13 protein-coding genes are annotated in these 12172 nt (G+C 43.5%); 7 read left to right on the top strand and 6 right to left on the bottom strand.

Going from position 1 to position 12172, the window contains the following annotated elements; genetic code table 11:
* Positions 1 to 8 precede the first annotated feature (8 nt).
* Complete coding sequence (locus NWF01_01500; protein MCW4023695.1) at positions 9 to 2300, bottom strand: hypothetical protein; 2292 nt, start codon at positions 2298 to 2300, stop codon at positions 9 to 11.
* 122 nt (positions 2301 to 2422) lie between these two features.
* Between NWF01_01500 and NWF01_01495 the strand changes: the two genes are divergently transcribed.
* Genes NWF01_01495 through NWF01_01485 form a run of 3 tightly spaced genes read left to right on the top strand, consistent with a single transcriptional unit; the run spans position 2423 to position 4213 of the window.
* Positions 2423 to 2854 (top strand): cobalamin-dependent protein, encoded by a 432-nt coding sequence (locus tag NWF01_01495; GenBank protein ID MCW4023694.1) that lies wholly within the window; start codon positions 2423 to 2425, stop codon positions 2852 to 2854.
* Between the two features lie 19 nt (positions 2855 to 2873).
* Positions 2874 to 3782, top strand: coding sequence for a hypothetical protein (locus tag NWF01_01490; GenBank protein ID MCW4023693.1), 909 nt, complete (start codon positions 2874 to 2876; stop codon positions 3780 to 3782).
* Between the two features lie 41 nt (positions 3783 to 3823).
* Entirely contained in the window at positions 3824 to 4213 is a 390-nt protein-coding gene (locus NWF01_01485) for a DUF1616 domain-containing protein (GenBank protein ID MCW4023692.1), read from the top strand.
* Here NWF01_01485 and NWF01_01480 read toward each other — a convergent pair.
* Both NWF01_01480 and NWF01_01475 read right to left on the bottom strand, forming a co-directional pair.
* Positions 4181 to 5563, bottom strand: a complete 1383-nt coding sequence (locus tag NWF01_01480; protein ID MCW4023691.1) for a cobalamin-dependent protein — start codon at positions 5561 to 5563, stop codon at positions 4181 to 4183. The genes NWF01_01485 and NWF01_01480 overlap by 33 nt on opposite strands.
* Before the next feature lie 85 nt (positions 5564 to 5648).
* Positions 5649 to 7034, bottom strand: a complete 1386-nt coding sequence (locus NWF01_01475; GenBank protein MCW4023690.1) for a cobalamin-dependent protein — start codon at positions 7032 to 7034, stop codon at positions 5649 to 5651.
* Positions 7035 to 7235: 201 nt separating this feature from the next.
* Here NWF01_01475 and NWF01_01470 point away from each other — a divergent pair, with 201 nt between their 5' ends.
* Both NWF01_01470 and NWF01_01465 read left to right on the top strand, forming a co-directional pair.
* Entirely contained in the window at positions 7236 to 8297 is a 1062-nt protein-coding gene (locus NWF01_01470) for a hypothetical protein (GenBank protein MCW4023689.1), read from the top strand.
* Between the two features lie 229 nt (positions 8298 to 8526).
* Positions 8527 to 9174 carry a hypothetical protein gene (locus NWF01_01465; protein ID MCW4023688.1) on the top strand — a complete coding sequence of 216 codons (648 nt, stop codon included), beginning with the start codon at positions 8527 to 8529 and terminating at the stop codon, positions 9172 to 9174.
* A gap of 12 nt (positions 9175 to 9186) precedes the next feature.
* Here the strand turns inward: NWF01_01465 and NWF01_01460 are convergent, their stop codons facing one another.
* Both NWF01_01460 and NWF01_01455 read right to left on the bottom strand, forming a co-directional pair.
* Positions 9187 to 9801, bottom strand: a complete 615-nt coding sequence (locus NWF01_01460) for a superoxide dismutase (protein ID MCW4023687.1) — start codon at positions 9799 to 9801, stop codon at positions 9187 to 9189.
* Positions 9802 to 9904: 103 nt separating this feature from the next.
* Positions 9905 to 10081: a hypothetical protein gene (locus NWF01_01455; protein MCW4023686.1), complete on the bottom strand. Its 177-nt coding sequence runs from the start codon at positions 10079 to 10081 to the stop codon at positions 9905 to 9907.
* Positions 10082 to 10264: 183 nt separating this feature from the next.
* Here NWF01_01455 and NWF01_01450 point away from each other — a divergent pair, with 183 nt between their 5' ends.
* Positions 10265 to 10684: a small multi-drug export protein gene (locus NWF01_01450; protein MCW4023685.1), complete on the top strand. Its 420-nt coding sequence runs from the start codon at positions 10265 to 10267 to the stop codon at positions 10682 to 10684.
* 20 nt (positions 10685 to 10704) lie between these two features.
* On the opposite strand, the gene NWF01_01445 is transcribed toward NWF01_01450, so the two are convergent.
* A complete protein-coding gene (locus tag NWF01_01445) occupies positions 10705 to 11253 on the bottom strand; it encodes an LOG family protein (GenBank protein ID MCW4023684.1) in 549 nt (182 codons plus the stop codon).
* A 141-nt stretch (positions 11254 to 11394) separates the two neighbouring features.
* Between NWF01_01445 and NWF01_01440 the strand changes: the two genes are divergently transcribed.
* Complete coding sequence (locus NWF01_01440) at positions 11395 to 12126, top strand: ArsR family transcriptional regulator (protein ID MCW4023683.1); 732 nt, start codon at positions 11395 to 11397, stop codon at positions 12124 to 12126.
* The last annotated feature ends 46 nt before the right edge of the window (positions 12127 to 12172 follow it).

The raw sequence follows: 12172 nt of genomic DNA, 5'->3' as shown, positions 1-12172 counted from the left end.
AGTTCCCCTTAACCTCTATTTGTTGAGAATATTGCAACTGCTTTATTAATAAATACCTGAGAAAACAGGGGGTCCTTGAAGAATTTTGGCAAAACACCAAGGTCACGAATTGCAATGTATGAAATGTTGTTTTCATCTATTGCTTGCTGGTAATCAAAAACCTCTATGGGTAAATCAGAAACTTTCTGAGTGTAAGTGCTCAGGTTATCATTTAGGATTTGTTCCATGTATGGGGTTTCTTCGTTGCTGAGTTGGTATGCGGTTGCAAACATTTCCACTTTCCCGCTGACTGCACGGTTGAAGCTGTAGTCTAAAACGTAGGGGTTGGAGCTTTGAGGGTTCTTGTCAGTAGGTTGCCCTTCTGTGAAGATGATTTGCCCGATGACGCGGGTGCCTGGGTCCAGGAAGGATAGTGACCCGTTTATGGGTTGGTCTTCAGGGTATCGGTAGCAGTAGTCTTTTGATTCAATTTGGAAGTCAATATCAGTGAGATAAACACCCGCAACAGTTGAGCTAAAAGCCACAGTTAGGTTCACAAACCTGCAGCCTTGGTACACGGTTGTTTGTTGTGTGAAGTTGAAAAACTGGTTTTCTCGCTCAACAGAAATCGTTACGGAATCAGAGCCATTTATGACTTGCATGTTTTTCACTGGAATATCAAGTAAACTGTTTAGGTCATCGCCTGTGCCGTTGTAGAAGTAAATCCAAGTGTTTTGGCTGTTAAAATTATAAAATGCGTATGGGTAGTAGTCACCTTCGATTTTTGATGAAATCATTGGGTTATGTCTGCCCATGTAGCCGCCGTCCTCGCGTATCTGAATTAAACCATTATCTACCACGTAGTCGGAATCAAGCAGATAACGGGCGGTTTCTGCAGGCTTAAACTCACGGGTAAGCGTCAAATATTCAGGCGGAACAGCACTAAGCGTAGGTCTTTGAGCAAAGCCTGAAAGCCACCAGCCATAATTAGCGTCAGCAACAATCACAGACCCCACAGGCGTATTATCCCTAATCCACTGTATACCCTCATAATTGGCATCAGTTACGGTCTGATAAAACATGGAAACCCCCGCACCTGTTGCAGGTGTTACAAATAATGGACTTGCAAGAAAAGCGAAAAGCAACATCGCCAACAAACTCATCGCGTAAACATTTTTCTTAGTTATCCGCGGGATTATGTGTGCTGCGAGTTTTCCGTATTCGGTTTGGAATTTATATGCGGTTTTTTGTTGGGCTACTGATTTTGAGATTGCTGAGGCTATAAAGGTTGATAAGTGGTCAATTAAAAGTGCAGTTACCATTATTACTGGCAAAATCGTGAAGTACAAAAACCTGTTATAATCTATGTAGAGGTGTAACAGGTAGCATTGTGTTGCAGCGGTTGGAATAAAAATCCAAACAAACATCCATAGCGCAGAGAAGTTTTTGAAGCGTCCATGATACTGCTTTGAAAAAATCCAAACTGCAGGAATGCATAAGAAAAGAGGAAGCACAATGTATAGAGGAATTATTTTTTGAGATAATAAGGCTAATTTTATTGCTTCAGAACCACCTGCACCGCCGCCATAATCGCTCAAGTAAGCAGGCACAATTTGCACCAGAAAAGGCAAAACCAGAACAGCACCAAAAACCATGGGCAAAAACCAGTTTAGTAGTTTTCGCCGTGGAAAATTGATTTTTTTGGAAAAAATCAGCCCTAAAAATATGGTTCCCATCATTGTTGCAACAAAGATTACCACGCTTAAGGAGTGTGTTAAAAACAATGAGCCTGCCAAAATAGAGGTTGCGGCTAGGAAAGTTTTTTTGGAGAAGCGTTCTTGCTGCAAAAGCAACGCGAACAGCAATGGAATTAGAAGTAGGGCTGCAATGTTTGGGTAGCCTGCCCAGAGAAGTGATTCAATATCAAAACGGGAGACGGCAACAAAGAAAGCCACAATAAATCCGACTTGTTCATTCCAAAGCGCTTTTGTTAACATGTATGAGGCTAAAACAGTTGTTGATGAAAGCAAAGCTACCCCCATAGTGTGTGCTAGGTAATCCGGCATTCCTGTCAGCATCATAATCATAGCGGTGTAGATGTGGTAGCCTGGAAAAGTTAAGGATAAACCACCGCCGATTTGGTAGAAGTTCCAAAGAAAATCCGTGTTGCCCTGATTTATGATTGAGTATATTATGCTGTTGTGTAAACCGATGTCTGCGCCTGAGGGAAAACCTGACCAAAGCATTAACATGACGCGGTAGATGAAGGAGAAAGCAAAAATGAACAAAAGCAACAGCAGTTTGTTTGAAATCTTAGCCATATCATCCTTCCTAAATTGTGGGTTTTTATTGTAAAGTTAATGCTTGTGCGTTAGAGTAAGTTTAAATATGAAATTCGAGTATAAAAAGCCCAGAGTTAAAAACGGAGAAAAAGGTGTTTAATATGTCGTGGCTAAAATCTATGATGGAAAAAGAGCCTCCAGAACCAGCGAATCCATTAGGCGTTGTCGTTATAGGCAATATCGAACCAGACATGCATGATACAGCAAAAGAAGCAGTCCGCAGAACACTCAAACGTGCAGGATTCAAAACAGTCGACGTTGGCAAAAGCGTTGCACCACAAGTTTTCGTTGACAAAGTCAAAGAAAGCAACGCAAATGTTATTGCACTCTCAGTAAACACTGTCCCTGCAAAGAACAACCTTTCAAAGCTAGACGAACTACTGAAGTCATCAGGCCTTAAAGGCAAAGTTGGCATCATCATGGGCGGCGCAGCAGTCAAGAAAGAAGACGCTGATGCAATGGGTGCACTCTTCGGCAAAAACAAGGAAGAAGCCGTAGAGTTAGCAAAGAAAGCGATGGCTGGCTCTCAATAAAAACATCAGTTGATGTAAAATGCAAAGATTCAATACCGAACAAAAAATCTACGAAATAGGAAAATTCAAAGTCGGCGGTCAACCAGGAGAACTGCCCACTTTCCTTATTGGCTCAATCTTTTGGCTAGGTCAAAAGATGGTTCAAGATGCAAACAAAGGCATTTTTGACGCCAAAATTGCAGAGCAAATTATCAACACAGTAGAAACACAAAGCGACATCACAGGTGTCCAGTTTGCTTATGACATTGTCGGCACAACTGAGACAGCTTTTGAGAAATACATTGACTTCGTTGCTGCACACAGCGACGCACCATTGATGCTCGATGCTATGAGTCCAAAGACTCGTATGCTGGCTGCAAACTTGGCAAAAAAGATGGGTTTAGCAGACAGGTGTCTGTACAACTCAGTCTATAAAGGCGTAACTGATGCTGAACTTGCAAACCTAAAGGAAAGCGGCGTTAAAATGTCCATAGTGCTAGCAGATGACCCCAAAGACACCTCCTTAGAGGGTAAAATGAAGGTTATCGAGGAAGCACTAGCATTGGCAGATCAAGGTGGCATCACCAAACCACTCATCGACACTGCAATTCCTGCTTATGCACCAGACATGGGAACTTCTGTACGTGTCATACCAATCATGAAAGAAAAGTATGGTCACCCAGTAGGCCTTGGCAGTGGCAACGTTGTCACAACCATGGGATGGGTAAAAGCAAATATTGCAAAAGAATTCCGTGCAGGATGCAGAACCGCAACAAACGCAATCATGCAAACAATGGGTTGCAACTGGTTAATGATTGGCCCAGCTGAACAAGCTGAATGGATTTTCCCAGCAGTCGCAGTTGTTGACACATACATTGCATCCGCAGCAGCAGACCTTGGTACAAGACCATTAGAAGAATCACACCCAATCTACAAACAATTCCTCTAATTCTCTTTTTATTTTTTGTTTAATTTTTTGAAGAGAAAAAATTGAAACCAATCAGATGGCTCATAACAATCATCGCGTTTACCCTTATCACCTTAGCTGGAGTTTACCTCATTTCAGGTGACTCCACGCTTTATGCAATTCGTTATGTTCTCAGTTTTATTTTTGTGGCTTTCCTGCCGGGTTACTGTTTAGTTAATATACTGTTTGTTAAAGGAGACAGGCTAGATTTAATTGAAGAACTTGTCCTGTCAGTTGCGCTAAGTTTTGGATTAGCTGGAATCGCAGGCCTATTTCTGGGATTATCTCCACTGGGCATTTACGTTAACACCGTAACAGTGACCCTTAGCGCGTTAACGTTGGCTCTTGCAGCAATCGCTTACATAAGAAAAATCAAGATTTTAAGAGAGCCTAATGTGCAAAGCACACAGTAAATAAGCAGTCGAAGTTTTCACAGCTGAAATCCCATAAAAACTTCCCTTACGCATCATACTAAGCACATAGCCAGGGCGCAAGTAGAAGTCTTGGTAGGCTTTATAGCGCAGTTTAACCAGTTGCTCCATGCTAAGCCATGGTGTTTCAAAGGTTGGAATAGAAGTATCATACTTGTCAAAATCTGTGACCCGCAGCCACCCGTTTTTGATAACTTGGTCATACATTGGGGTTCCAGGGTAGGGGGTAGCCACGTAAAAGCCCACATCGTCAGGGTTAAGTTCCTTGACGAAGTTGATGGTTTCTTTGGCGGTTTGCTCAGTTTCCCCGGGAAAACCAAGTACAACGTTGGCGATACGCATTAACCCAACCTCGTTGGCAATCTTGTAGGCTCTGCGGGTCTGGTCAAGCTTTATGCTCTTGTTCATCTTACCCAAAATCAACTCCGAACCCGACTCAACACCAAGCCAAACAGCTATGCATCCAGCATTTTTCATGGTTGTCATGAGTTCTCGGTCTACCATGTCCACGCGGGTTCCGCAGTCCCATTTCATGTCAAGTTTTCGGTCATGCAGTTCCTTGCAAATCTGCAGTACACGGTCTCGGTCAACACTAAAAGCGTCATCATAAAAAGTGACTTGGTCTACGCCGTATTTGTCGTGGACAAACTGCATCTCATCCACCACATTTTTGGCGCTACGCATACGATAACCTCTACCGAACATACGCACGGTACTGCAAAAATCACACCAGAATACACAACCGCGGCTTGAAACCAGCGGGAACAGGATTTGCCCATTGTGCTTCAAGTTTTCAAGCGGCAACAGGTGATGCGCTGGGAAGGGCAGTGAATCTAAGTCTTCTATGAAGGGGCGTTCGGCGTTGCGGATGATTTTTTCTCCATCTCGGTAGGTTATTCCCAGTACATTTTTGAAGCTTGATCGGGCTTCAAGTTTTTGTAGCAATTCAATGAAGGTTACTTCGCCTTCTTGTCTAACTACAACATCAAGGGCGGGGTACTCTCTTAGGGCATTTTCATCCCAAAACGACCCGTGAGAACCACCTAAAACAGTGACTGCTTCTGGCTGGACCTCTTTGGCTATGGTGATAAGTTTCATGGCGGACTTGTAGAGTAGCGTTGTTGCGGTTACGCCGATAAAATCTGAGGGCGTCTTTGCGATGCGCTCGCGGAAGCCTTCATAGTTGAGGTGGTCGGCTTGGCAGTCGATAACGGTGACTTTGTAACCTGCTTTCTCAGCAACCGCCCCAAGATACGCGATGCCCAACGGGATAAACGGAGGGTGCGAATGTACGCCTATCGGGTAAGGAGGGTTAACCAAAGTGATATTCATTGAATGCGCCTTGACGTGAAGAATTAGCTGTTGGATTAAATATATTACTTTCTTAAATCCGCTTTTTCCATTAAAAAAGGAAAAATTAGGAGAGTCTTATGTGCATTGCACGCAAAGCATACGCTGCCGAGGTTTTCAACCCTGAGCGACCATACGTTCCACCACGCCGTATCATACGTAACATGTAACTCGGGCGTAGGTAGAATTTCTGGAAACCCTTGTATCGGATGTCATGAAGTTTTTGCATACTCAACCATGGCGTCTCAAACGTTGGGTGTGCAGTGTCATACTTGTTAAAGTCAGTGATACGTAACCACCCGTTTTTGACGACTGTGTCATACATTGGCGTGCCCGGGTAGGGTGTAGCAATGTAAAAGCCGATGTCATCAGGGTTTAGTGAGTTAATGAAGTTGATTGTTTCCCAGGCGGTTTCCTCAGTTTCTCCGGGGAACCCAAGGACGGCGCTGGCAACAGTCATCATACCTGTTTTCTGCGACATTTTGAAGGCTTGGCGGATTTGGTCGCGGTTGATTTTCTTGTGCATTTCGCCAAGGATTTTCTCTGAACCCGACTCGACACCAAACCAGACGGTTAAGCATCCGTTATCTGCCATAGTCTGAAGCAACTCTTGATCAACAGCGTCCACGCGGGTCTCGCAGTCCCACTCCAGATTTAGTTTGCGGTTTTTAAGGTCTTGGCACAGTGCCAATGTGTGGGCTCGGTTCACTGTGAAAGCGTCATCATAGAAAGTGAATTGGCTTTGTCCGTATTTGTTGTGGAGAAACTCCATTTCATCTACAACTTTTTTGGGATTGCGGACACGATAACCTCTACCGAACATACGCACGGTACTGCAAAAATCACACCATTGAACGCAGCCGCGGCTGGTAACCAACGGGAAAATGGTTTTGCCCATTCGGTGAAAAGCGTCTAGTGGAAGTAGATGGTATGCGGGGGTGGGTAAGGAGTCAAGGTCGTGAAGGTATGGTCGGTCTTCGTTGCGGATGATTTTTCCGTCTTTGTTTCGGAAAGTGATGCCTAGCACATCTTCGAAGCTTGCTTGGTTTTTGATTTTTGAGAGTAACTCAACAAAGGTTAATTCGCCTTCTTTACGTACGATTACGTCAAGGCTTGGGCATTCGTTGAGGGCGTTTTCATCCCAGAAACTCACGTGGGAACCACCCATCATAGTTACTGCGTTTGGATGAACCTGCTTTGCTATGGTGATTATTTCTTTGGCGGGATTGTATAGGAGCGTGGTGGATGTTATGCCGACTACGTCTGCTTTAACTTCGGAGATTCGTGGTCTGAAAGATTCTGGTGTTAAGTGCTCGGCTTGGCAGTCGATAACGTTTACTTCGTGTCCTTCACGTTCCGCCATGGCGCCAAGATATGCCAGCCCTAAGGGTATGAATGCTGGGTGGGCATGGGCGTCTTTTGGGTAAGGAGGATTAATGAGAGTAACTTTCACTATTTTCCCCGCTTTTGTCTCTTAGTGTTGGTTTGTACGTTGAAATGGATTATATAGTTTTCCAACATCCCCCAGAAAACATGAAAAACCAGTAAAGAGGAAAAATCGCAGAAGATTAATGTTGACATTGCCGCGTTTGCACGTGTTTTGCAATAGGCTAATAAGTGAAGTGGGTTTCATTTGGGTGTGGTGAAAAAAATCATGAAACTTGCCACCCTGTTGCTTTGTTTTGCTCTTTTAGCAACATTAAGCCCTGCCTTGATAGCTAATGCTGAGCAGCAAACAGGAGACACATGGGGAACCAAAACAGCCACAGTCCAACAGGTAGGTGGTTTGGAGGCTGTTGCTGTGGGTGGTCAAATATTTATTTTCCACATGTTTTCCACTTACATGTATGACCCAGAAACTGATACGTTGACAAACAAAACGGCTATGCCTACGCCTAGGACAAGTTTTGCTATTGCAGCAGTAGACAACAAAATCTATCTGATAGGCGGAGAGGGATTAACTGATGCGACAAATGTTAATGAGGTCTATGACACACAAACAGACACTTGGGAAACAAAAAAGCCTTTTCCGTACACAAGTAACTTTGCAGATGCCTGTATTATAGGTGATAAAATCTATGTGGTACTCAATAAAGACATTCAACAGTATAACCCGGCAACAGATACTTGGAGAAAAATAACCACAATAAACAACAATGACATGAAGCAAAAACCTGTCAGCGTCAACGAGAAAATATACGTTATATCCAACATAGGTACCCTTATTTATGATACAAAAACGGGTGGGTGGAGCAGTGGTGCGCAGATGCCTGAGTTTTATAGCGGTGCAGGTGTCGTAGCTACTTCGGGGCAGTGTGCTCCTGAGAGAATTTATGTTTTAGGTGGGTATGTAGGGTTTGTTGAAAGTGTGGTGAATGCGACTTTTGTTTATGATGTTGCGTCTGATACGTGGGCTTTGGCGGCAAGTATGCCTACGGCACGGTTTGCTTTTGCTAACGCAATATTAAACGACAAAATTTATTGTATAGGTGGTGCGGTTGGCTGGTTTGAATATACGCAAGCTATTGATGTGTATACTCCTTTGGGTTATGGTACAGTTCCATCTGTCTCACCTAGCGACAATTCACACGAGCCAAGTCCAGTGGGCACTACAGTCTTGATTGTTGGGTCAGTTGTGGCAACAGCAATCGTTACAGTTGCGGCAATAACAGTGTACCATTTCAAACATACACCCAACAAAACCCCAATAAAATAAAGCATACCATTCCTATTTGGAGCCTAATAGCCAAAGTATGCAGAAAACATAGATAGAGGTCCACATTTCTATTTGGATGCTATTAGAAACTCATTGCAGAATCTATAGAGGGGTCTAAAGTCCTAAAAGGTGCGGTCTGTAATGGCTGATTTCGTGGTCAAAAGTGCCCTTAAGCGGTTAAGCAACTGTTATATTCGCTGACGCGCCATATCAATGCCGTGCGTTGGCTATGAGTGAAGCATCAAACAGCAAAGTAGTAATCATTCCACCCCAAGATGCTACCCTAAAAGTAAGTGACGTAACCGAAAAAATCATCAGTGGCATACTCGGCACAGGCGAGCTTGACGTCATCGGCATAGGCGATGCAATCTTTTTGGTGTGCTCAGCACTAAATTTTAGTTGTGAAATCGCCAAAATCTACATCAACCAAATCGGTATCGAACGTCTCGAATATCCAGATGTGGGAAGAACAGCCGCAGTTTTTGCACACTTAACCCAGGAGCAATCTGTGGATTATGAGCAATTAGTCGCAGAAGAAGAACAAGCTTTAGACAACATTGGCGAACGCACCATCAGTGTTAGCCGAGATGTTCCTGTTGAAAAACTTTTGACACGCAGTTTGATTGCTCTGGCAAAGTTTGATGAAATAAAAATCATCGCTGCTGGCGGCTCAATCACGGACGCGGTTTTGCTTGCCACTAAACTGACTTCAGGGCAAATCTCCAAAGACCCAGTCGGCGTTAAACTGATTCACATCTACTCAATTAACATGCGAAATGACCCCGCAAAAAAAATCTCTGCTATCTCAATTTACCTACAAAAAGGCATAACCACAGAGACAACAGATTTTTTAAAGAAAATAAAGAGTGGGCATTAAGCCCAATTGTGTTTATTGTACGATGCTAAGGTTTTTGTTGACTTTTTCCCAGTTCACGATGTTCCAGAAGGCATCAATGAATTTGGGGCGCGCATTTTTGTAGTCAAGATAGTACGCATGCTCCCAAACATCCACAACCATCAATATCTGGAAATTCGGGTACATGTTCACGTTGTGCTTTTCTATTTGCATAATGAGCGGTTTTTCGATGCATGGATGAACCGCCAACGCCGCCCAACCTGAACCTTCTACACTGTTAGCTACAGAGGCGAACTCTTTTTTGAAACGTTCAAAACTTCCAAAACCCGTGTTAATTAGGTCTGCTACCGCCCCATTAGGTGCTCCTCCACCACCTTTGCCTGCGGGTGCCATGTTTTCCCAGAAGGTTGTGTGCAGAAGATGTCCGCCGATGTGGAAGGAGAGTTCTTTTAGGGTTGATTTTAAGTCTAAGTCTGTGTTTTCTTGTTGGGCTTTTTCGAGTTTTTCAAAAATTTTGTTAGCGCCGTTCACGTAGCCTTGATGGTGCTTGTCGTGGTGCAGTGTTAATTGTTCTTCTGAAATGTAGGGTTCAAGCGCTTTATAGTCATAGGGGAGTTTTGGGAGAGTAAACCGTTTTACTTTTTCCATAAAATTTCACCAAAAACAGTTAAAACCAACTCACCTAACCTAATATACTTTACTTTAATTAGCGCTTGACTGTTACACTGCCTAACAGATAACAATGACCCTGTTAATGTGCTTGGAGTAGCCCAATGTCTTTCATGTAATCCATCAATGCCATCCTTAAAACTTCACTTTGACTAAGCCCAAACATTTTAGAGGTTTTCTCCAAAAAAACAACCTGTTCCCTACTTAAAACAACCTTTACCACGGCTTTCTTGGGCATCAAAGCAACCTCAAATTCCATTATGGTTCTGTTACGTTATATTGTTTATTCAGCATATACAATCAGAACTCAGCATATCCTAAAGAAAAAGCCTTACTGAAGCATCTATCCTTTTTGCTCTGTATGCTTTAAACCGAAATGTCTTCTCTGTCCCAAAAAATTAATATTGTCTCAAAAGCAATCCCTAAGCTGACGGATGTATAAGTGTACGAGTTACTCTTCTTCATACTGTTATCTTTAATCTTTGAAAGCGGTATGGGCATTTTATACGGTGTCGGAATTGGATATGAACCAATCATGGTTTTCTCAGCAGCCATACTGATTAACCTCATAACCATAGTGATAGCCGTCTCAGTAGTGGACCGCGTACTGAACTGGAAAAGGGGACTCAAAGACTGGATTGAACGAAGACTCGCAAGAGGAAGAAAACTCATCGACAAATACGGCTGCGTCGGCATAGTCATGGGCGTCTGCTTTCTCTCACCTATGCAACTCGCAATAGTTGGCAGGCTGGTCGGCATGAAACCCAGCAGACTCTACCCATCACTGATGGTGGCGACGTGTTTGGTGGCAACAGCCTATCTTGGTGTTGCTGTGGGCGTATTCAAATTCTTATTAGCATAAACCCAAACAAAGCCGTTTACTCATTTGAGTTTCTCAACACATTCCTCGGCAGTGCTAACAAAAGTTACCAGTTCAGCACAACACGACATTCCTGCTTGTTTCATTTTTTTATTAAACACTGGCTCATTTTTTAAACAAGAAATAACTGGCGACCAGAAATCACCCATAATAATTATCGCTTTAGGCTCCATCAACCCCTTATTGACGCTTTCAAGTGCAGCTGACAACTCCAGCAAAGTTCCAGTTCCACCAGGAAACACCACAAAAGCATCCGCCTCTTTAAGCATAATATTGATGCGTTCCGAAAAGCTGGCTGCAATAACTTCCTCATCAACAAACTCATTAGCGCTGCGTCCATCTTTTCCCCACGGATAACAGGTGACACCAATGGTTTTGCCGCCTGCTGATTTGGCTCCACGAGAAATATCTTCCATTGCACCACCAAACCCGCCAGAAATCACGGTGACGCCCCTCTCAGCGAGCATTTTGCCTAACCGAACTGTTTCTTCTTTTGTTTTTTGGCTTAAGTCTTTGTAGCTGCCGAAAATGCAGACTTTCTTTATCGTCATGAGCTATCGCTATTGATTTGCAGCTTCTTATTAATAGAACCTTCCTGAAATTTTTCAAACTTTCAGGTCTTGCCGGAAAATGGGGTTTGACTAATTATATAGTCAAAAAACCCTAAATCCAATAACCACCAAGTTACCTTTATGGACTCTGACCTATCCTCGCTCTACAAGATACTCAAAGACGAAAACCGCCAAACCATAATCCAAATACTAAACACAAAAGGCAGCGCCAGCTACACAGAACTTCTAGAAGCATCCGAAACCGGCAGTACCGGTCTGCTCAACTATCACCTAAAAATTTTAGGCGACCTCATCACGAAAAACCGTGCAGGACAATACATCCTCACCGAGAAAGGCAAAGTTGCCTCTTCAGTTCTGCACAATTTCGCCGAAGCTAACGCCGTCAGCAAACGCAAAAACCAAAAATTTTTCTGGTCGCTACTGGCTATAGGGCAAAGTGTGCTCTTTGCAAGTTTTATTGTGCTCTATCTATTGGGTTCCATTGACTATACACGGCTTATTCAAGCATCCGTTAACTGTGCTGTTGGCTTGCCCCTGTCCTATTTTGGGTACAAAATGATGATAAATCCGCCCCCGCTGGGTTCTGACAGGATGAAAAAACGCATGCGAACCGCTTACCCCTTGGGTGGGGCATGGTTAGGGTTTGCTTTCGCCTTCTTTGTGGCGGGGATAGTTCTGGCTACGTTTGCTAGACATCTGCTCAGTTTCTTTTGGACAGGTGAATATTTTGTTTTTATGCTGGTGGTTGCGCCCATGCTTGGTGCGGTTTGGGGCTACTGGGTTGGCAAACGTAACGGATTTAACAAGCCTAAATGGATGGTTTGGCTTGATGAAAAAACAGGCTTCGCCTAACCTATTTCTTGGTGCAGGAACTGGGCTTCGAACTAACTATAATTGA

The organism is Candidatus Bathyarchaeota archaeon (genome assembly GCA_026014585.1).
In the GTDB taxonomy this organism is placed as follows: domain Archaea; phylum Thermoproteota; class Bathyarchaeia; order Bathyarchaeales; family Bathycorpusculaceae; genus Bathycorpusculum.
This window is presented reverse-complemented; position numbering and strand designations above follow the sequence as displayed.

What these genes read in the sequence shown, in the direction of transcription:
- NWF01_01500 (MCW4023695.1), bottom strand. Translation starts at nt 2,300, where the DNA reads ATGGCTAAGATTTCAAACAAACTGCTGTTGCTTTTGTTCATTTTTGCT.
- NWF01_01495 (MCW4023694.1), top strand. Translation starts at nt 2,423, where the DNA reads ATGTCGTGGCTAAAATCTATGATGGAAAAAGAGCCTCCAGAACCAGCG.
- NWF01_01490 (MCW4023693.1), top strand. Translation starts at nt 2,874, where the DNA reads ATGCAAAGATTCAATACCGAACAAAAAATCTACGAAATAGGAAAATTC.
- NWF01_01480 (MCW4023691.1), bottom strand. Translation starts at nt 5,563, where the DNA reads ATGAATATCACTTTGGTTAACCCTCCTTACCCGATAGGCGTACATTCG.
- NWF01_01470 (MCW4023689.1), top strand. Translation starts at nt 7,236, where the DNA reads ATGAAACTTGCCACCCTGTTGCTTTGTTTTGCTCTTTTAGCAACATTA.
- NWF01_01465 (MCW4023688.1), top strand. Translation starts at nt 8,527, where the DNA reads ATGAGTGAAGCATCAAACAGCAAAGTAGTAATCATTCCACCCCAAGAT.
- NWF01_01460 (MCW4023687.1), bottom strand. Translation starts at nt 9,801, where the DNA reads ATGGAAAAAGTAAAACGGTTTACTCTCCCAAAACTCCCCTATGACTAT.
- NWF01_01455 (MCW4023686.1), bottom strand. Translation starts at nt 10,081, where the DNA reads ATGGAATTTGAGGTTGCTTTGATGCCCAAGAAAGCCGTGGTAAAGGTT.
- NWF01_01445 (MCW4023684.1), bottom strand. Translation starts at nt 11,253, where the DNA reads ATGACGATAAAGAAAGTCTGCATTTTCGGCAGCTACAAAGACTTAAGC.
- NWF01_01440 (MCW4023683.1), top strand. Translation starts at nt 11,395, where the DNA reads ATGGACTCTGACCTATCCTCGCTCTACAAGATACTCAAAGACGAAAAC.